Source organism: Pyrolobus fumarii 1A (assembly GCF_000223395.1).
Taxonomy (GTDB): Archaea; Thermoproteota; Thermoprotei_A; order Sulfolobales; family Pyrodictiaceae; genus Pyrolobus; species Pyrolobus fumarii.
Genome location: NC_015931.1, coordinates 987830 through 1006944, shown reverse-complemented (window position 1 = coordinate 1006944; position 19115 = coordinate 987830). Strand labels below are relative to the sequence as shown.

Below are 19115 nucleotides of genomic sequence, written 5' to 3'. Positions count from 1 at the left end.
TTTTGCCTTTTTGGGCATACCGCCATGGGTAGAGTCCCGTACATGGATTGGCGAGAGGGTACCGAGGCGCTGCGCACACTGGTATCGAAGTGCCTTAGCGAAGCGCTGCCGGGATTCGATGTGAATCGCGTGCGTGTTGTTGTTAGCTGTTCTTCTAGCAAGGCTGCTGCGAGGATCTGGGGCTTGCCGAGAGTATTCCAGGTTGCTTTCGGTCTCCCACCACTCTACGTGATCGAGGTCGTGTACCCTGTGTATTCTAGGCTATCGCGCCGAGATAGGCTCAGGATTCTTCTCCACGAGCTTGCTCACATTCCGCATGGATTTACGGGTGGTCTGAGATCCCATAACGAGTCTTTCAGGCGGAGCCTCGAGAGGCTTGAGCTTCTTGCTGCAAAGTGCGAGTCTAGGAGCGCCGTAGAGCGCCTCTTATTGAGGCTTCCTAACCCCTGCAATGGGGGCACGCATGCAAGGCGTGTCTATACTCGTATATGACTCGACCATAGCCTCGCCTGGCTCTAACCGCTTCCATCACAAAGGCTTCGTGTACATAGAGGCTGGCGTTATCCGCGCTGTAGGAGAGGGCGAGCCCCCCTACGAGTACGAGGCGGCTAACCTCGTGATAGGTGGTGCTGGTAGGCTGGTCATCCCCGGGTTCGCATCGGCACACACCCATCTCCTCCTCTACCCTCTACGCCACGTCCTTGAACATGGCGATCCTGCCTCCGACCCGCTGGCCTCTAGGCTCGCCGAGGCTATCACAGAGAGGGAGGCTTACACGCTTGCCCTCCTAGCCCTCTACGAGCTAACGATGCACGGGGTTACCATGGTACAAGCTGTTGACCCGTTTGGTGAGGCAGTCGTCCGGGCGATGAGGGATGCTGGTGTAAGGGGCGTTGTAGCGATACCGTTACCGGGCTGCAAGTACTCTAGGAGTGATTGGAAGGAGCAGTTGCAGTTACTGGCCGAGAGGAAGAGCGAGCGGATACGCGTCGCTATATCGCCTTGTACAAGCTCGGATTTGGAGCTTGCAGTGAAGTTGCGGAAAGAGCTTGGAGTCGAGGTGCACGGTCACCCACCGAGCGGTGCATCCGGAGGCGTTGATGTTGCTCTACATGCGCTGCGCGGTGTTGGTCTCGAGCGCCGTGTCTATGTGCCGTCTCCGGGCGCCTCTCCGCCCGAGCCGCCGGTAGCGCTAGGCCTCGATGCTGTCAGCATCGGGAATCCTCTCAGAGCAGCGCTTGTCGCAGCATGGCAGGGGCTAGGCTACACTAACAGCATCATGGCTGTAACGAGGTGGGGGTTTGAGGCTCACCGCCTCGAGGGCGGTGTGATAGAGACTGGCGTGCCCGGCGACCTGGTTGTCTACGACCTATCCCTGCCGCCTGGCTTGCCGCCGCGCCCCGACACGCTAGCAAGGCTACTGCTTGATGCCGAGCCGCGAGTAGAGACTGTGATCGCCGCGGGCCAGCCGGTGATAGACCAGGGAGAGCACCTGCTCATACCGCGCAATAAGGTTGAGGAGGGGGTTAGACTGGCGGAGCGTCTCTTATCGCAGCTTAAACCCTCCTAACCCTCATCTTTGTCAATACGCCCTCTGGCTTCAGCGCAAACGCGACAGCAACCAGTATCATCGGCAGCGCATCCTGGTATATCAGGCCTAGGCTGAAGCCCGCGATGGAAGCCACTACGCCTAGTATGACGCCCGCTGCCAGCAGCCCCGGCATGTTACGCAGGCCGGCTAGCGCCACAACCGCGAACGACACCATGAGCCATATGCCGCCCGAGTCTGGCGTGAAGCTCGTGTACGCTGTAACCATGACGCCAGAGGTCATTGTGACGGCGAGAGCCAGGCCGAATGCTATTGCGCCTATACTCCTCGGGTCAATGCCGACTATCCGTGCTGCTTCAAAGCTCTGGGCGAGAGCCCTCATCGCCCTACCTACACTACTCCACTTCAACACAGCATAGACTACTGTGATGGCGACCAGCGACGCGAGGAACGCATAGAGCTTGCTCAGCATGACAATCAGCATAGTGCCGCCTAGGGACAAGCATATGCTCCCCGAGGCCCACATTATCGTTCTCGCATCGGGGCCCCACACGCCTAGCATGACTGCATACAACACTAGGCTTAAACCGAAGGTTGCGAGTAGCGACATGATATCGTTCTCGGCCACCCTATGGAGGACTAGGTAGTATAGCAGGTAGCCTAGTGCAAACCCGAGCACTGCCGCAATGGGCACAGCCAGCAAAGGATGTATGCCAAGGCTCTCGTGGAGCTGAAGTGCGATGTAGCTACCCAGGATTAGAAACGCTCCATGAGCAAGGTTTATCACGCGTGATGTGCCCCACGAGACGGCTAATCCTATGCTAGCTAGCGCGTAGACACCTCCCAGTAGGATACCGTTCACCCATACCGTGGGCCCCGGCAGCTGCACGAGCTGCACCCGAGAGGTGCGACAGCACGAGGCCAGAGAGAAAAATAAGTGAGTTAGGGGTGCGGGTCTTCCACCCGGCTATCTTGTGCATAGTGTTTACTCTCTCGCGCGGATATACCAGGCTAGGAAGCCAAGCACGATTATAGCGACGATGACGCCGATTATTATTATCGTCATGTCGGTGCCCGTGGCGGCCTCGGCAGTGGTTGTGCTCGGCGTTGTCTTCGCCCTAGTTGCCGGGGTCTCGGTGGCAACGCTCGTCGTCTGCTCCTTTACCTGCTCCTTTGCCGGTGCGAGCGGCTCGCCCTTGAGCGTTATCGGCTTGGCTGTGGCCGCCGATTCTGGCCATATCACCTCCTTCGCGCCATTCTGCCACTGGACGACAACCATCTCGTGGGCTACTTGCAGCCCCGTCTCTGGGTCAACCGCTAGTCTGCCGAAGAAGGTGAGTATGTCTAGCTTCTTTGCGGCGTTGCACACTGCCATGCGGTCTATACTACCGGCCGCCTCTATCGCAGCCTGTAGGAACAGGCCTGCAGCGAAGCCTCCTGCAGCGTGGTAGCCGGGGTCGGTGCCGTAAGCCTCACGGTACATCTTTACAAACTCGTCGACAGTAGGGCCGATCCACTTGATGCCTAGCTTCTTTGCAAGCTCCGGTGTGTATTTGACTTTGGGCTCCCACTGACTTGGCCCAGCGAATCCGTTGGCAGCCTCACCCATGTCCTTGTAGAAGCTTGGGAGGTCGACAGCCACCAGCAGCGATACGAACTTGAGCTGCTCGTCGAGACCTAGCTCCCTAATCTGCTTTGCTAGGAGGAGGCCATCACGGTAGTGACCGCCGCCGATTAGCACAGTTGCACCGCTGGCGCGGACGCGCTCCAGAGCAGCGGTGAAGTCCTTGACGTCACGTGGGTAGCTCTCGTACCCAACCACTTCTAGACCTATCTTCTCGGCATAGGCCTTGGCGGCCTCAGCTACGGTGGCTGCAAAGGTCGTATCCTCGTAGAGGATGTAGACCTTCGCGTTCGGCATGTACTTCTTGACGAGGTCTAAGCTGGACGTCAGGTACTTGGATGCCGGCGTGTATATCTGGAAGGCGCACTTTGGCTTCAGGTCGGTGAATATCTTGTCGCTGGCCGCGCCCACAACGACGATCGGAACGCCGTACTTCTCCGCTATGGGAACCGCTGCCATCGAGAGACCGCTGCTATAGGGGCTGAAGAGGAAGTCTACCTTGTCCTGCGTTATCAGCTTCTCATAGAGCTGCTGCACCAGGTCCTTCTTAGACTGGTCGTCATAGTAGACTATGCGCACATAATACGTCTTGTCGCCGACCTTGATGCCACCGGTCTCGTTGACCCACTTGGCCCATAGGAGGATGCCGCGCAACTGCTCTGTCGACTCTCTCTCGTACTTGCCGCTCGACTTGGTGAGGCCAATGACTATCACGTTCTTCTCTTCAGCTGCCACGGGGATTGCTAGCGCCGCCACCGCTAGTAGTGCGAGCAGGAGTAGAGCCCGCCACACCACCATGCGCATCCCAGTGCTCACCTCGCAGAACTAGGTTATAAGGTGTCACGCTCATAACCGTTACTCACAGCCATAAACCGAGAGTGATACCCAAGCTGAGAAGCGCAATGCACAAACCCCTATCACTATCACCTCTGGAGTTACGGCGGTGAGGATCGCCTGCGACGATAGAAGCCCGCGGCCCCACGCTGAGAGCCGCGGGGATGCTGACGGAAGAGCCGTGCCGAGCCGCTCCTCACCACCACGAGATGATGTATAGTATCGTGCCTATCAGCACGCTCACTAGCGTAAATGGTACAGATATCGACGCGAACTTCGTGAACCCGACCGGGTAGCCACGCGCCGCCAGGAACCTTACCGCCGCATAGTTGCCCATGGCGCCTATGTAGGTGAGTGTTCCTCCAAGTGTCGCTCCGATTAGGAGAGCCCAGGCTAGCATGACTGGGTCGGCGCCAACATTCCTCGCAAGCTCGACCACGACGGGCAGCATCGCTGCAACGTATGGCGTGTTGTATATAACAGCGGAAGCTAGTACGGAGACGGCAATCAACAGGAGCGCTAGGCGTCGCACGTCGCCGCCAGAGATGCTCAGCAGCAAGTTTGCCAGCTGGCTAGCCAGGCCTGTCTCGACAAACGCCCCGGATATCACGAAGACGCCCGCAAGGAATAATGGCGTCTCGATGTCATGCTTCGAGATGGCCTCCTTTACACTCCGCGTGTCACGGTGTATGAGTATTCGTGTAAGTGTGATGCCGCCAACCGCTACTAGTGCTGCAAGTGTCAATGGAATGTGTATCTGGTCGCGTATGCTAAGGAGTACTATCTTTGCTATCACGAACACCGTCACTTCTAGTAGAAACACTCTGTCAACCGCAAACACCGCATTACCCTCGTTGTTGGGCTTGATGCTATGCCCCCCTGCGCGAGTAGCTCGCCTGGCTGCAAGCGTCGCTACAACCATACAAGCTGCTACCATCGCCGCGACTGTGTAGAAGAACATGGACGGACGACCCTTGTATATAATGAAGTCCATGAAGTTTAGGTTGAGGTAACCGGCCGTTATTATTGCAGGCGGGTCGCCTATCATTGTGGCCGAGCCAGCCATATCCGAGGAGAGGGCTACGCCGACCACCACAGCAACTGGGTCAACACCGACTCGTTGTGCGAGTTTCAGCGCTACAGGCGCAAAGAGGTACACTACACTAACGTTTTCTAGGAGGAGGCTAAGCCCACCAGACGCCATTAGCATCCAGAATACTGCCTGTTTGCCGCCTAGTTTTGAGACTCTAGCAGCGACTAGCTCTGCCACCCCAGATATCTCAAGATACCCGGTCACGATGCTCATTAGATAGACCAGCCCCAGCACATCGAGATTAACATAGTGTGGCAGCTTGCTTGGGTCAACTGCACCAGCGAGAACCACTAGACATGCCAGCGCGATAGCCAGGTGCCAACGGTATAACGTGACTCTCCCTACCCTTCTACCCTCACCTATGAGGGCAGAGCCCAGGAAGAGAGCGATGAAAGAAACAATGACGACTATCTGTTGAGGGGTCAGGGTTCCTTCACCACTCGACCTCCTCTGGGTCTACCGGCTCCACGCCACCCTTCACAGCACCTAGAGCATCAGCCTGTGCACTGTATAGTTTGCACTCGCCCTCTATCCTGAGCGGCTTGAAGTACACCTTCTTCTGCCTAAACCTGAGTATCCCCTCGATGTAGCAGTCGAAGACACGCGCACGGAGATAGCCCCACGGGAAGCTATGCCTCGAAATGACGATCTCGAAGCCCTCGCCGGTGAAGCGGAAGATGCCGTAGTTGCGGGTAGCCCAGTCGAAGAGCCTACTCCAGAAGCCACGGTCGATCACGTATATCTTGTCGAGGCCGTGCTGCGAGACCTCCCTCATTAGACTAGCTGCGAGCCCAACCGCGTCGTTAACCGCCGTGGTCGTGATGGCCAACGCGACTAACCCCAGTTGCGCGGCGAGAAACCCAAACTCCCTTTAAGCGTCACGTGGGGGAGAGCAAGAACGAGACAGTCGCGACAACCATATCCTTAACTGGAGCTGTTCCTCGGCAGGTCTACCAGTAGAGACCGCCATAGAGGGGCTTGACCTTCTCAGCAAGCTTCTCGAGCTTCTCTGCTAGCTGTTTGTCACTCTTGGACGCCACCTTGGCGAGAAACTCGAGAAGGTCGGGAAGATCCACGGCGCCAACGAATCCCTCTACCGGCTTACCGTCGACATATACCACCGTCGTTGGAGTCCCCATAATGCCAAGCTCTAGAGCGGGCTCAGGATCGTAGTCAACGACGTACTCTACAACGGGCATATCCTTGCCCACGAGCTCCGCTAGCTTCTCGAGTACGGGCTTGTACATCTCACAGGCCGGGCATGCTAGACCCGTGAAGACCACAAGAGCGAACCGAGACCCGCGTATGACCCGATCAAGTTCGGATTTCGATGTAAGCCTTAGTAACCCCAATCCCTCTCCCTGGTGAAGCCGCAACACGATACAAGTCGCTATTTAACGACATTACTCTCCATCATCACATGTAGGATCCACAGCAAAACTAATTAACGAAAAGTTCGAAGCTTGAACAAACAAATACCCTCGCGGAGGAACTACCTCAACTTGCGGGGGGTGGTGGCCCGGCGGACGAGATGAACCCCGCTGCATGCGGGGTGATATGGCGCCGGGTCCGATCTCGGGTGCACAACTCTTCTACACAACCCCAATCCTAGCCGCCCCGTCACACTAGCCTCACACGATTCCGCGATTCTCTCACCCCGAGACACACTTGAAGGGGACGACACTCTTCGCAGTCTCTTGCTGGGTCTCAGCGTAAAGTCTGGCTGGTGTGGTCACACGCCCTAGGGGCAAAGCGGATTGAAGAGTATCAAGTTCTGCGCGATGTACACGGGGGGCAAGGATAGTTGTTACTCGCTACACTGGGCTGTGATGCATGGACTTGAACCAGCGTGCCTTATCACTTTCCGTGCCCGCGGCTGGGACTCCATGCTCTTCCATTATCCTAACGTCGATCTCGTTAGGCTTCACAGTGAGGCTATGGGTATACCCGTGCTGTACCACGAGGTCACTGGCGATGAGTATGCTGATACCGTTGAGGCTTTTCGCAGGGCTAGGAGAGAGTGTGGCTGTAGTGTTGTTGTGGCAGGTGCCACTGCAAGTGACTATCAGAGGCTTAGGTTCGCAACAGCCGCTTATGAAGCTGGACTCGAGGTCATAACGCCCATCTGGGGTGTAGACCAAGCGGAGTACATGAGGTGGCTGGTCGAAGACGGATTTGTCTTCATACTGACCAGCGTCCAGGCTTACGGCCTACCACCGGAGTATCTGGGTAAACCAGTGACACGCGAGATTGTCGAGGATATAATCCGGAGGGCTCGCATCTACGGCTTCAACCCCGCGTTTGAGGGTGGCGAGGCCGAGACGCTCGTGCTCGACGCGCCGTTGTTCCGTAAGAGACTCGTAGTAAAGGGTAGGGTTGTGAGAGTGGCGCCCGACCACTACCAGTATGTTATTGAGGATGCTCGGTTGGAAGAGAAGGGCTCTGCTTAAACCGTGTGTCTCTCGGGTGCCGGCTGGGGTGGCATCGTGGCGAAGCCACGCATCCTCGTCATTCGCGGCGATGGCGTGGGCCCGGAGGTTGTGAATGCGGCGCTCCACGTTCTAGAGGGGCTTGGCGTCGACATGGAGATTGTCGAGGCTCAGGCGGGTTGGGATTACTACCAGAAGACTGGCAAGCCGTACCAGGATGATCTTCTCGATCTCGCTAAGAGTGTTGACGCTATATTCAAGGGGCCTATTGAAACCCCGAAGGCAACTGGCTATAGGAGCGTTAATGTGATGCTACGCAAGAGTCTGGAACTGTATGCTAACCTGCGCCCGTTCCGCGCATATCCACGTGTTGCCCTAAACCCAAAGATCGACATTATCATTGTGAGGGAGAACACGGAGGGCCTCTACTCGCAGGTAGAGTGGGAGACTGGCGACGCGGCTTTCGCAGTGAAAGTGTCCACGAGGAGGGCGGCTGAGAGGGTGATTGATTTCGCGTTTCGCCTCGCGCTATCCTGGGGTAGGAGGAGGGTCTCGCTCGTCCATAAGGCCAACATATTGAAGCTTGCCGATGGCCTATATCTGCGCGTGTTCCAGGAGGTTGCCAAGAAGTACGAGGGGCGCGTGGAGTACGACGACGTGATTGTGGACGCTGCTGGCTACTACATAGTCCGTACACCAGAAAGGCTAGACGTCATTGTAACCATGAACCTCTACGGCGATATCCTCAGCGATGTTGCTGCTGGCGTAGCGGGAACAATGGGGCTCTTCGGCTCGGCCAACATTGGCGATAGGCACGCGATGTTCGAGCCGGTGCACGGCACAGCACGCGACATCGCCGGGAAGGGTGTAGCCAACCCGACTGCTGCCCTACACGCTGCCTCCCTCATGCTCCGCTGGCTGGCTGACAGAGGCTTCGGAGAGAAGTATCGCATGCTGGGAGAGGCTCTAGAGAAAGCCCTGTACCGCGTGGTAGAGGAGGGTAAGGTGCTAACTCCGGATCTCGGCGGCAACGCCAAGACTATGGAGTACGCCGAGGAGGTACTGAAGACCGCTAAGGCGATTGTTGAGCAGGGAGGCTAGCCTCGAACAACATGCTAGCTAGTATCGTGTAGAGTGTCGCCGCGGCCAACATTTCTATGAGGCCTCTTGTACTCCTCTCCACGCCTCCCCTGACAGCAATATGCATCATGAGAAGGCCGACTATGTTGCTCACGAGGTACGCGGTGAAGAACGCTAGTGGGAAGATACCCGGGCCTAGCAGCATCGAGGCCAGGAGGGCCGCCACGTACGATATCGGTATGTTTACAAACGCGTCGTTCCAGAACGATAACGGCGATAGTATATACCCTATGGTGAAGAGGGTTACGCGGCGCTTGTCTAGCTTTACACATTTCCCCTTCACTACCACGCCGCCCGGGCAGCGCGGCACCCGCGTCAACCACGCCAGTAGCCTGGTTAACTTGGCCACTCTGGACGCCCGAGAGGCAGCTATAGTGATGGAATAGTGGTAATAAGCTACTGGCGCTCGGTGTGGCCAGTGGGTAACGGTCTTGGAGATTAGGTTGCTTGAAGAGGCCCCGTTGAGGCTACGCGTGCTCATCGAAGGCGCGCCGCTCGCCTTTGTGAACGCGCTTAGAAGAGCAGCATACACCATGGTCCCCGTGATGGCTATAGACTATGTCGAGTTTATCGACAACAATACGGTCTTGTACGACGAGATTCTCGCTCATAGGCTTGGCCTTATACCACTAGACTCGCGCGAGGCTATCAAGAGCTATAAGAAGCCCGAGGAGTTCCAAGAGTCGTGTATAGACTCGTCTGGCGTCCCAAAGTTCGACGAACCTGGCTGCTTTGCAACATTGACGCTCGAGGTGGAGACAGGCGTTGACGAGGTTCGCATGGTGTATAGCGGCGACCTGCAGAGCAGCGACCCTACGGTAAAACCCGTCTATCCAAACATCCCCATAGTACTCATGGCGCCCGGGCAGCGTCTACACGTGAGGGCATACGCGAGACTAGGTTACGGCAAGGAGCATGCAAAGTGGTTCCCGGTGAGTGTCGCCGCACACCGCTATCTGCCCGTACTCGAGTTTGACCCGAAGCACGAGAAGGCCAACGACTGTATAGAGTGTATCGAGGAGTTTGCGCCGGAGGTCGCCGAGAAGCTACGCAACATGAAAGAGAAGGGACGCATCGAGATACTCGAGGAGGTACGTTCTTCTACCCTACTCTGGTGCGTGAAGAAGAGGTGCGGCGACGCCGCGAAGCTCGAGTTTGACAGTAACAAGCTGATACTGACCATTGAGAGCGTTGGGCAGCTACCTGCCCGCGATATACTCGTTCTAGCGAGTGACGCTATCAAAAGGAAGGCTCTCGAGATGATCAGCGAGCTTGACGAGCTTAGGAAGGCTTACGAGGAGTCACTGGCCAAGGGTGAGTCTTAAACCCCTTTCCCCGGTTCCACGTCCGCCGGGAAGCGGTATGAAGAGAACCGGGCCCACGAACATAATCCTCCGTATGACGATAAGAGCGTTAAGGAAGGCGGCTAGACAGCACAAGGCTAGGATTTGGCGCGCCGTTGCCGAGTGGCTCGAGAAGCCAAGGAGGCAGAGGGTTGCAGTAAACGTGAGTAAGATAAACCGCTACACCGAGCCGGGTGACGTCGTTGTTGTGCCTGGCAAGGTTCTAGGCGCTGGTAGGCTAGACCACCCGGTTACTGTTGCCGCCGTCGCCTTTAGCGAGCAGGCGCTGGAGAAGATTAGGAAGGCCGGGGGTAGAGCTATACACATACTACAGCTTATTGAGGAGAACCCGCGCGGTTCGCGCGTGAAGATAATCGTGTGAGGTGTGAACGTCATGGCGGGGGAGGCACCCTTCACTATACCGCGCGAGATCGTGATTGACGGCACAGATTTGGTACTCGGCAGGCTGGCCAGCAAGGTCGCACAGCTACTGCTGATGGGCTTCCGCGTGCACGTCGTCAATGTCGAGAAGGTTGTTGTTAGCGGCGACCCGACCAAGGTGATACTCGCCTACAAGAAGCTATTCGGTGTCAAGACGCTACACAACCCGTACCGCACTGGTGTAAGGAGGGCTAGGACACCAGCTCACATCTTCAAGGACACCGTGTACGGCATGCTACCGAAGCACAACAGGAGGGGGAGAGAGGCCTGGTCGAGGCTTCGCGCGTGGATAGGGTTCCCCGAGCAGCTCCGCACCAAGCCAATGCTACCACGCGAGATGCTCATGGACGCGCACGTGTCCAGGTTGGGCCACAAGTATGTAAGGCTGGAGGTTATTGCGCGCGAGATGGGCTGGAGGGGGGTGGTTAGCAAGTGAGCGCTCAGGCTGCTCAACAAAAGCCGACCGTCCGTATTGTAATCGCGACTGGTAAGAGGAAGACTGCGATAGCTCGCGCTGTCATTAAGCCTGGCAAGGGCCGCGTCTGGATAAACGGTGTGCCGCTCGAGCTATGGCCCATAGAGATGGCGCGCTGGAAGATGATGGAGCCTCTGCTCCTAGCTGGTAAGGACATCTGGAGCAAGGTCGACATTAAGGTCAATGTGAGGGGAGGTGGCATCATGGCCCAGGCCGACGCGGTGCGCATGGCTATCGCGAGGGGCCTAGTAGAGTTCACAGGTAGTCAGGAGCTGCGCGAGATATTCGAGGAGTACGATAGGAGCATGATAGCTGGCGACCCGAGGCAGACTGAGCCCGAGAAGCCTATGAGGAGGAGCGCACGTAGGAGATGGCAGAAGAGCTACAGGTGAACCGAGCTTGATAATCCCTGTCCGCTGTTGGACGTGTGGCGCCCCCCTAGCCCAGTACTGGGAAGAGTTTCACAAGCGAGTTCAGAACGGCGAGGACCCCAAGAAGGTTCTAGACGAGCTTGGCATCAAGCGCTACTGTTGCAGGAGGATGCTGCTAGCCCACGTGCCCCTCATATACGAGGTGATACGCTTCCGCCGCTTCGTCTAAACAACCAGCTCACCCGTTTCTTCGCACAACTCGCATCCTGGAAGATTACCACGGTCCCCCTACACAGCAAGATTGTTTTCACAAGCTACACTATCACACCTTGCCGCCTCTCCCCCTACTGCGCTACTTGTTGCTATAGAGAGAGTGTCCTGGCCTGCGCCGCGATATACTCTATGACCGCTTTTGCAGCATATACCGCGGTTATCCTTGTTGGGTCGTAGAGCGGCGTGTACTCGGTTAAGTCTAGTGTAGCGAAGCGCGCATTACCAGCTAGCTCGTGTATAGCATCGTAAAGCTGTGTTGGTGTTAGGCCCTCCGGCTCCGGGGTCGTAGCGCCGGGTGCAAAGATGGGATCCAGAGCGTCTATGTCAATGCTTATGTGAAGCCAATCTACGTTCTCTACTTCCCTCGCAAGCCTCTGTATATGGCTCATCTCGAACTCTCTCGCACGTATAACGCGGACACCGAGTCTTTTCGCCCTCTCCAACTCGCGCTCAGATAGGGCTCTCGCGCCAATCACAACAACTTTCTGTCCTCCAAGTTGCTCAGCCGCGCGTAACGTCACTGTAGAGTGCGCTAAGTGAGCCCCTTGATGCACCTCCCTCATGTCTAGGTGCGCGTCAAAGACTATTAGGAGCGGGTTGCGCGCCCGCCTAACCATAGCCTTTACCACACTGAGTGTTATCGTATGCTCGCCTCCAACGAGAATGACACGTTTCCCCCGCGACACTAGCATCTCGACAAGCTCTGCCACACTATCCAACGTGTCTCTTACACTCGCCTCTATGACCGCATCGCCAGCGTCATGCACCGGTACAAGAGCCACACTCCTCTCAACACGCTCGGACCATAGGCTAACGTAGAGTGACGCTTCGCGTATCGCCAGGGGCGCCAGTCTCGAACCAGGCCTTAGCGTGGACGTTGCTTCCAAAGGTAGACCAAGTACAACGAAAACAGCTTCATCTAGATTCGCTTGTAAACCTGCTAACGTATAGGGACTAGGATTAACACGAAGAAGCATAAGGACGACCCTGCATAGGCACAATCGGTTATAGAAAATTAACAATTCACTGCCTAGGAGGAACACACGAATCACCTTTTATAATCAACTTATCGAACGTTCTTTACTATTAAATTATATACTCAGATAATACTACATACGAATTTACGCAATTTGAAAAATAAGAGTGTTTTGTATTATGCATTTTTATATTCGTTCAAGGTCTATTTTACAACTGTTTAAAATCTTAATGCAATTCTACCTCTCGCTAGATACGTACACGAAAACTATACGCTCATAATTTGTTTCATATACTGCATATGCATTTATCACGTTACCTTGTTCTAGGATTATGCTATGATAAGAGTCATTAACTATAAACCAACTGCCGTAAAATGTTGTACTATTAGTGAAGGTGACAGTAACGTTTCCTAATGTTATTCCACGATAGTTGCTGAAAACTGGTAGCACCATATAATCGCTAGCCGTTGAATTATACGGTGTTTCAAGTATAAAGTCAGCGTATATCATTTCCTGCAATGGTACAGATAATGTTTTATACTTGCATATAGAATACAACCAATCCGGAACCCATATGCAAATCATACCGTTGTCTTCTCCTGTACTACTATCTTTGTATACATATATCCACATGTATACTGTATCGTAGATTGTCACCAACTTAATTGGTATCATGGGCTCACTAGGATAAAACTCGTACCAGGTAAAATACACAAAATTATTTATATTTGGAAAGTAAAATGCTGCCCAGCCGCCTTGCACAAGCTCAATTTGTGAGCCTCCTATGGCATTAGATATTCCTACCCATACCGATACTCCAATACCAGCATCTGGGTAAACTGATACATTGGGCAGAAAGACAGGTGTGACGATACTGTAGCCGCTCGCTAAGTATATCGGCGCGTACCCAGAGTCAGATTTACTGTAGAATACATATCCTGCCCAATTTGCTGTAATATACTGTGCTGCATATACGCTAAAAATGTACCTAGGCCAAAGTAATAACATAAGGATCACAAGTATTAAGATGTTTCTTTTCTCATACTTTCACCTCCTAGTTTTAATGACAGGAGGACTAGATCTTATATTTGCTATGCAGAGGGGAAATCTTTCCACCTCTGGGCAACCAATAACTATTCTGCTTGAGTTAATGTACAACGGAAATTGCAAGTGTATTTCCTCTTTACATACATACTTATGCCCAGTTTTAAGAAGTTTAAGATACTTATAGTATGGAATTATAGAGATATTGCCGTTTACTACAATTTTCTCAAACACAGTCATTATTGCATATGATGCTACGGAACCAACATTCTTACCACGCATAAAGAGATTAAAGCTAATTGAACCTTTCTTCGCTTCGTGGATTATGGCATCTACGATCTCGTCTATGGTTATATGCTTTCTTATATCTTTAGGAATACAACTTAATACATTAATTCTCTGAAGAAGTTCGCGTACGTATTTACTATTTATTAGCTGCTTCTTTACCATTTTTGAAATACTGTTAACCTCTTTGCTTATCTTCTCTAGATGTGTTATATTTGGTTTAAACGCTATTGAATACGATGTTACATTATCTTCAGTTACATTAATCTCAAGTACGATTTCATATTTACCAAGCGGTTTTACGACTACATATGTATCCATTTCACAAAGATTGCTGCTATTATTCACAATACCTAAATTCTTAACTTGTATATTGTCCAAAGTAATATTAACGTGTAATTTGTCCGTTACAATTTTTTGCACATATCTAATGTATTTTGAAACATTTATAGTTTTGCATGACACATTTATTTTGTGCTTGTTTAAGGTGCCCCTTAGATTGCCTACAACGTTATAGAAAGATAATAACTGAGTCTGACCGATACTTAATATGGAGAAAAAGATCGCCATAAAGAATATAATCAACGCTAACATCATAGTTCTCTGTAACATGGGCAATACACCTATGTATATATCACTATCAACAATGTATTATTTAAGTTTTAGCAGGTAGTTTAGTAGCTATTGAAAAACTAAGTATATGCTTAGAAAGTTTATAGGAACTGAATTAAAGCGAAAGGACTAGTTGTAGCAGCAGCTAAAGCACGTCTCAATTGGTGGTTTCACTTTCATTTCTTAAGCTCATTATTACATGTTTGCATCGCGTTGTACTCGTTAAGGTATCAATATAGCGAGATGACGCTTTAAGTCTGGTTTCCGGATGTGGTCGGGTTTGGGTGTGTTTATGGTGGTGGAGGAGCGTAGAGAGGAGCAAATTGAGCAGCCAGAGGTCGTACAGGCAGAGTCTGTGCAGCCCGAGCAGGCTGCGGCGGCCCAGCCACCGGAGCGTGCGGAGGCTCCTCAGGCTGCTGAGGAGCGTGTGATTGAGCTTCTAGTGCCTCTAGAGTTGTATATCCAGGCTGGTGTTCACGTCGGTACTCACATCTGCACCGCGTACATGAGGAAGTTCGTGTATCGTGTTAGGCCCGATGGCATCTATATCTTCGATATTAGGAGGATTGACGAGAGGCTGCGCACTGCGGCTAAGTTCCTAGCACGCTTCCCGCCGGAGAAGATAGTGGCCGTGTCTGTCAGGCAGTATGGCCAGAAGCCTGTCACCAAGTTCTGCCAGTATGTTGGCTGCAAGGCTCTAACCGGCCGTATACTTCCAGGTACCTTTACGAACCCGATGCTAGAGTGGTACCTAGAGCCTGATGTCATACTGGTTACCGACCCAAGAGCTGACAGCCAGGCTATCGAGGAGGCTGCGCGCATGGGTATCCCGGTGGTTGCCCTAGCGCACACTGACAATCGTATCGAGAATATCGACCTTGTCATCCCGGTGAACAACAAGGGTAGGAGGAGCCTCGCACTCGTCTACTGGATACTCGCGAGAGAGGTGCTGCGCGCGAGGGGCGACCTAGGCCCCGACCAGGATCTCCCGGAGCCTTGGGAGGAGTTCGAGACGAAGATTAGGCCTAGGTTCTAACGCCTCCCCCGCGTTTTTACACAGCGGGAAAACGGCTGTTGGGCACCTCCTGTACAGTTTACGTGGGGACTAGTGGCTGGGTCTATGATTGGAACCCCGATGGGCTAGAGTGGTACGCGTCGTATAGCGGGTTGAATGCTGTCGAGCTTAACGCTAGCTTCTATAGGATACCTTCGCGGAGAATGGTCGAGTCCTGGGCTAGGAAGGGGGCCGCATTACGCTGGGCCGTGAAGGTCTATCGTGGCGTTACGCATGTGCATAGGCTTAACGAGCGTGGGCTCCAGCTTCTATTAAAGTTCCTCGAGGTGTTCAAACCCATGGATACACTCATTGACTTCTACCTTGTGCAGCTCCCGCCTGGGTTCAGGAAGACACCAGAGAACATGAGGAGAGTGGCAGAGGCTGTAAAGACCACTGGTCTTGGGGAGAGGATTGCAGTCGAGTTCCGGCACGAATCGTGGTTCGACAAGAGTACCGTAGAATGGGCGGAAAAGCTCGGGTTCACACTTGTCTCCATCGACGCCCCAATAGGCACCTGGATAGTTGCTCCACGCGGCACGCTATACCTTCGTATGCATGGAAGGGGCGTCTGGTACGCCTATGACTATAGCAGCGACGAGCTTATGGATATAGCATCTAGGATTGCTGCTCTAGCCCCCCGCAGAACCTACGTGTTCTTCAACAACGACCACTGGATGCTCGATAATGCTAGGATGATGCTCCGGCTTCTTCGCGACCTTCTCTGCCGCGTATAGCTAGCACCCAGTCCCTCATTACGGTCACAGAGGCTGAGAGAAGCGCGAAGCCTATCGCCGCTGACAGCACGCCTGCTACCACGCTCATGCGAGAAACTAGGCCTACCCCAACTACGAAGAAGTAGTAGGATAGCCATAGGGTGACCGCGACAAAGGCTAGAGCTGCACCCGTCTTCACCCAGTACCTTACATCGCCAAACTTTGCCACTGTGACCTACCCGAAGAGCATCGCAACAATAGAGTCTATAAGCTCTACACCCCGCCTTATGCTCGCCGCTATGCTCTCTGCCGCTGCGCTAACCACCATGCTTATCCTCGCGGCTAAGCCCGCCTCGTGTACTCCGGTGCACGCCGTCGGTTGGACTGGGCACAAAAGCACGGAGAGTAGCACATCGCTGAGTCCAGAGTATAGTAGCAGTGCTGCGGCGGCAAGCACGGTCAGCAATGGAAGCGTTGCACGTGGTGGTGACACGCCGCCTGCGAGCGTTGACTGTATCCTCCTCCTGGTGAAGCGGTAGGCGGCGTAGTAGGTCGCCAATCCCCACAATGGGGCTGTCATTGTGGTAAACTTCTCGGCGGCGAGGATAGCCGAGGGTAACGGCTGTCCCCCTAGGAGCACATTGTAGATTGTACTCGCCACTCGCATCAGCGAGTAAGCTATGATGAGCGTTATCACGCCCGCCACGTGCGAGGCGGCACTCAGGTAGAGCTTGTGGTGCCACGTTTTGCCTTCTACGAGTGCTCTTCTCTCACCCTCGAGTATGCTGTTGACCAGCCTGGCTACATCCCTGGGGTGCGCGAGTATAGTATAGACTAGCGGCTCTGCGAGACCAACAATCGCCTTATACAACACCCATAGTATGACGAGGAGTATGATTATGCGCATAGCTAGCAACCTCGTAGCCAGGTAAGCAATGGCCGCCACCTGCTGCGGCATCACCTCTAGGCTTTCAAGCACAGAGCCAACCGCATAGCCGAGGGCAAAAGCCGCACCATAGACCAGGTACGCCCCCACGAGAAGCACTATGTAGAACGCTGGCGTTGCTAGCCTACACCCCCACGAGCAGTATAGACGCGTCTCGACCACGCTACCCTCCATTACATCCGCTCTTCTCACTAGCATAGGCGCAAGTAGCAGGGACACTATAGCCGCAAGCAACGTGATAGGAATCTTCATACCCAGGGCTGTATACACAGCCGCCATTATGCCAAGAGCCACTATCGCAGCACCATAGTGCCCAACGAGAGCGAGTAGAGCCACTGCCGCCGCTACAGCCAGGGATACTACCTTTGCACCTGGCATAGGCAATACGGGCAAGGATGTTATGACGTGTGGTGCTAGATCGTAAGCCGCGAGCGCCGAAGAAGCGGCAGCCGCAACCCGGAGTACAACAGCTGCGATAAGCAGCGCCTTACGCATGACCTCCTTCTGCAACTATTCCCCTACCCGGGCCTCCAGAGGAGAGGCCTAGGCTAGAAGAGCATCCTCCGATAAGCCTCGAGCTTCTCGAGAACCGTCTCGACCAGCCGCACGGGACCCGTAGCCACAACCGGAATACCACTCCTCCTAAACACCCTCTGTATCTCCGTATACTCTCGCAGCTTCTCATAGGCTAGTAGAGCGTAGAGACTCGCTTCAAGCTGGTCACGCGACAATAACTGCACCTCGAAATATGCCGTCAAAGGTATCAACGCTTGCACATCGTGATGCAAGAGACGCAGCTTTGAGAGCACCTCAGCATATCGTTTAGCTACTTGTGGCGATTCATAGGCATCCGTGAACACGAAGATGAGCGTTTTCTCTCTACCAGCTAGCCTCGCCAGCTCCCTCAGGGACGCCAGCCTGGCCTCAAGCTCCTCTTCACCCGGCGGTTCTTCGCTAGCCTTACCCCATTTAACACTCGAGAGAAGCTCTACAGCCTGATGTATTGTTGCTCTCCCGCGTAGCCATGGAGTGTAGTAGAGCTTACCATCCCTGTCTATCACTACGACCCGATACACGTCCCCACGCGACGCCACATACTCTATTATCGTCCTCACGACCCTCGCCGTGTTCTCCAGTTTGGTTTCACCAAGCGCTCCTAGAAGCATCGTGCCAGTCACATCAAGCACAAGGAGAGTGTACACTTGCACCTCCTGCTCGAACTCCTTCACGAGCAGCCTGCCAGTACGCGCGAAGCCCTTCCAGTCTATGAGGCGGGTGTCGTCACCCGGCACATACTCCCTAACATCGTATATCGTCGTGCCGGCGCCCTTACGCCGCCCGGGTGCAACACCACCCGGCCTAGGAAGCGACGGTACCAGGTACACACCCCTAACGGCGCCAAGCGTACGTGGCGCAATCCTCACACTCGTCTCTCCACCCACGCGCGTCTCGACGCGAAACAGGCCCAACGGGTCGTAAGCAACGAGCCTAATTGGCCCGAATACGTGCTCACCATAGACCGGCTCCGCGTCATACTCGATAATCATTCTACTTCTAGCTGGTAAGGTTACCGCAACCCTGGGCTGACCGTCTATCCTCCAAAGCCACGGAGGCTCGTCATACACCTCTATATGCTCGAATGGCACCGGCGTTGGATTGCGAATCTCAACCTTGACGCGAAGCTTCCTCCCCTCAACCTTGTGACCCTCAATCACCCTCTCAACACGTAATCGGCTCAGCGCCGCAGCCTTAGCCACGCCTACTATACGCCAGTACGCCAGCAACGACAGGAGAGCAATACCAGCCGCATATGCAACCGATAATCCACTGGGCGCTCCAACGACACCTGCGGCTGCTATCAACGCGAGTAGTAGTGTTAACGCTGCACCTCTCCCCGTCAACCGTAATG

The 19115-nt window shown here is 54.1% G+C and carries 22 protein-coding genes; 11 read left to right on the top strand and 11 right to left on the bottom strand.

Annotation, left to right across the window (positions count from 1 at the left end; genetic code table 11):
• Nucleotides 1–24: 24 nt before the first annotated feature.
• Nucleotides 25–492 carry a putative metallopeptidase gene (locus tag PYRFU_RS05310; RefSeq protein ID WP_014026612.1) on the top strand — a complete coding sequence of 156 codons (468 nt, stop codon included), beginning with the start codon at nt 25–27 and terminating at the stop codon, nt 490–492.
• Complete coding sequence (locus PYRFU_RS05305; protein ID WP_014026611.1) at nt 464–1570, top strand: amidohydrolase family protein; 1107 nt, start codon at nt 464–466, stop codon at nt 1568–1570. Before PYRFU_RS05310 ends, PYRFU_RS05305 begins: the two co-directional genes overlap by 29 nt.
• On the opposite strand, the gene PYRFU_RS05300 is transcribed toward PYRFU_RS05305, so the two are convergent.
• The 5 genes from PYRFU_RS05300 to PYRFU_RS09965 form a co-directional block, all read right to left on the bottom strand.
• Entirely contained in the window at nt 1557–2438 is an 882-nt protein-coding gene (locus tag PYRFU_RS05300; RefSeq protein ID WP_048191670.1) for a branched-chain amino acid ABC transporter permease, read from the bottom strand. The genes PYRFU_RS05305 and PYRFU_RS05300 overlap by 14 nt on opposite strands.
• Nucleotides 2439–2534: 96 nt before the next feature.
• Nucleotides 2535–3977 carry an amino acid ABC transporter substrate-binding protein gene (locus tag PYRFU_RS05295; protein WP_014026609.1) on the bottom strand — a complete coding sequence of 481 codons (1443 nt, stop codon included), beginning with the start codon at nt 3975–3977 and terminating at the stop codon, nt 2535–2537.
• A gap of 226 nt (nt 3978–4203) precedes the next feature.
• Nucleotides 4204–5415: an ArsB/NhaD family transporter gene (locus tag PYRFU_RS05290; RefSeq protein ID WP_341871674.1), complete on the bottom strand. Its 1212-nt coding sequence runs from the start codon at nt 5413–5415 to the stop codon at nt 4204–4206.
• 118 nt (nt 5416–5533) lie between these two features.
• Nucleotides 5534–5929: a hypothetical protein gene (locus PYRFU_RS05285; protein WP_014026607.1), complete on the bottom strand. Its 396-nt coding sequence runs from the start codon at nt 5927–5929 to the stop codon at nt 5534–5536.
• A gap of 121 nt (nt 5930–6050) precedes the next feature.
• Nucleotides 6051–6479 (bottom strand): thioredoxin family protein, encoded by a 429-nt coding sequence (locus PYRFU_RS09965; protein ID WP_280097272.1) that lies wholly within the window; start codon nt 6477–6479, stop codon nt 6051–6053.
• Between the two features lie 378 nt (nt 6480–6857).
• Between PYRFU_RS09965 and PYRFU_RS05275 the strand changes: the two genes are divergently transcribed.
• Nucleotides 6858–7550: a diphthine--ammonia ligase gene (locus PYRFU_RS05275; RefSeq protein ID WP_014026605.1), complete on the top strand. Its 693-nt coding sequence runs from the start codon at nt 6858–6860 to the stop codon at nt 7548–7550.
• A gap of 36 nt (nt 7551–7586) precedes the next feature.
• Nucleotides 7587–8630, top strand: a complete 1044-nt coding sequence (locus tag PYRFU_RS05270) for an isocitrate/isopropylmalate dehydrogenase family protein (protein WP_014026604.1) — start codon at nt 7587–7589, stop codon at nt 8628–8630.
• Here the strand turns inward: PYRFU_RS05270 and PYRFU_RS05265 are convergent.
• The gene (locus PYRFU_RS05265; RefSeq protein ID WP_167827847.1) at nt 8602–9018 is read right to left on the bottom strand and encodes a DUF7980 family protein; all 417 of its coding nucleotides are present in this window, start codon (nt 9016–9018) and stop codon (nt 8602–8604) included. The genes PYRFU_RS05270 and PYRFU_RS05265 overlap by 29 nt on opposite strands.
• 82 nt (nt 9019–9100) lie before the next feature.
• On the opposite strand from PYRFU_RS05265, the gene PYRFU_RS05260 reads away from it, so the two are divergent.
• The 5 genes from PYRFU_RS05260 to PYRFU_RS05240 are packed head-to-tail and all read left to right on the top strand — an operon-like array spanning nt 9101 to nt 11528.
• Nucleotides 9101–9994 carry a DNA-directed RNA polymerase subunit D gene (locus PYRFU_RS05260; protein ID WP_048191661.1) on the top strand — a complete coding sequence of 298 codons (894 nt, stop codon included), beginning with the start codon at nt 9101–9103 and terminating at the stop codon, nt 9992–9994.
• Nucleotides 9995–10031: 37 nt separating this feature from the next.
• Nucleotides 10032–10394, top strand: a complete 363-nt coding sequence (locus PYRFU_RS05255) for a 50S ribosomal protein L18e (protein ID WP_014026601.1) — start codon at nt 10032–10034, stop codon at nt 10392–10394.
• Nucleotides 10395–10406: 12 nt separating this feature from the next.
• On the top strand, nt 10407–10889 hold the full coding sequence (locus PYRFU_RS05250) for a 50S ribosomal protein L13 (RefSeq protein WP_014026600.1): 483 nt from the start codon (nt 10407–10409) through the stop codon (nt 10887–10889).
• On the top strand, nt 10886–11320 hold the full coding sequence (locus tag PYRFU_RS05245; protein WP_014026599.1) for a 30S ribosomal protein S9: 435 nt from the start codon (nt 10886–10888) through the stop codon (nt 11318–11320). The genes PYRFU_RS05250 and PYRFU_RS05245 overlap by 4 nt, the downstream gene beginning before the upstream one ends.
• Nucleotides 11321–11327: 7 nt before the next feature.
• Nucleotides 11328–11528, top strand: a complete 201-nt coding sequence (locus PYRFU_RS05240; protein WP_014026598.1) for a DNA-directed RNA polymerase subunit N — start codon at nt 11328–11330, stop codon at nt 11526–11528.
• A 133-nt stretch (nt 11529–11661) separates the two neighbouring features.
• Here PYRFU_RS05240 and speB read toward each other — a convergent pair whose 3' ends face one another.
• Nucleotides 11662–12549, bottom strand: a complete 888-nt coding sequence (gene speB / locus PYRFU_RS05235; protein ID WP_048191659.1) for an agmatinase — start codon at nt 12547–12549, stop codon at nt 11662–11664.
• A 1047-nt stretch (nt 12550–13596) separates the two neighbouring features.
• On the bottom strand, nt 13597–14496 hold the full coding sequence (locus tag PYRFU_RS05225) for a hypothetical protein (protein WP_048191656.1): 900 nt from the start codon (nt 14494–14496) through the stop codon (nt 13597–13599).
• 286 nt (nt 14497–14782) lie between these two features.
• On the opposite strand from PYRFU_RS05225, the gene rpsB reads away from it, so the two are divergent.
• Together rpsB and PYRFU_RS05215 are read left to right on the top strand one after the other, a co-directional pair.
• The gene (gene rpsB, locus PYRFU_RS05220; protein ID WP_083818620.1) at nt 14783–15526 is read left to right on the top strand and encodes a 30S ribosomal protein S2; all 744 of its coding nucleotides are present in this window, start codon (nt 14783–14785) and stop codon (nt 15524–15526) included.
• 38 nt (nt 15527–15564) lie between these two features.
• Nucleotides 15565–16281, top strand: a complete 717-nt coding sequence (locus tag PYRFU_RS05215; protein ID WP_014026593.1) for a DUF72 domain-containing protein — start codon at nt 15565–15567, stop codon at nt 16279–16281.
• Here PYRFU_RS05215 and PYRFU_RS05210 read toward each other — a convergent pair.
• From PYRFU_RS05210 to PYRFU_RS05200, 3 genes are read right to left on the bottom strand one after another with little or no spacing between them, the layout of a single operon-like run.
• Complete coding sequence (locus PYRFU_RS05210) at nt 16235–16489, bottom strand: hypothetical protein (protein ID WP_014026592.1); 255 nt, start codon at nt 16487–16489, stop codon at nt 16235–16237. The two genes, PYRFU_RS05215 and PYRFU_RS05210, sit on opposite strands and share 47 nt — an antisense overlap.
• A 6-nt stretch (nt 16490–16495) precedes the next feature.
• Complete coding sequence (locus tag PYRFU_RS05205) at nt 16496–17716, bottom strand: hypothetical protein (RefSeq protein WP_048191654.1); 1221 nt, start codon at nt 17714–17716, stop codon at nt 16496–16498.
• 38 nt (nt 17717–17754) lie between these two features.
• Nucleotides 17755–19107, bottom strand: a complete 1353-nt coding sequence (locus tag PYRFU_RS05200; protein ID WP_014026590.1) for a DUF58 domain-containing protein — start codon at nt 19105–19107, stop codon at nt 17755–17757.
• Nucleotides 19108–19115: the final 8 nt, after the last annotated feature.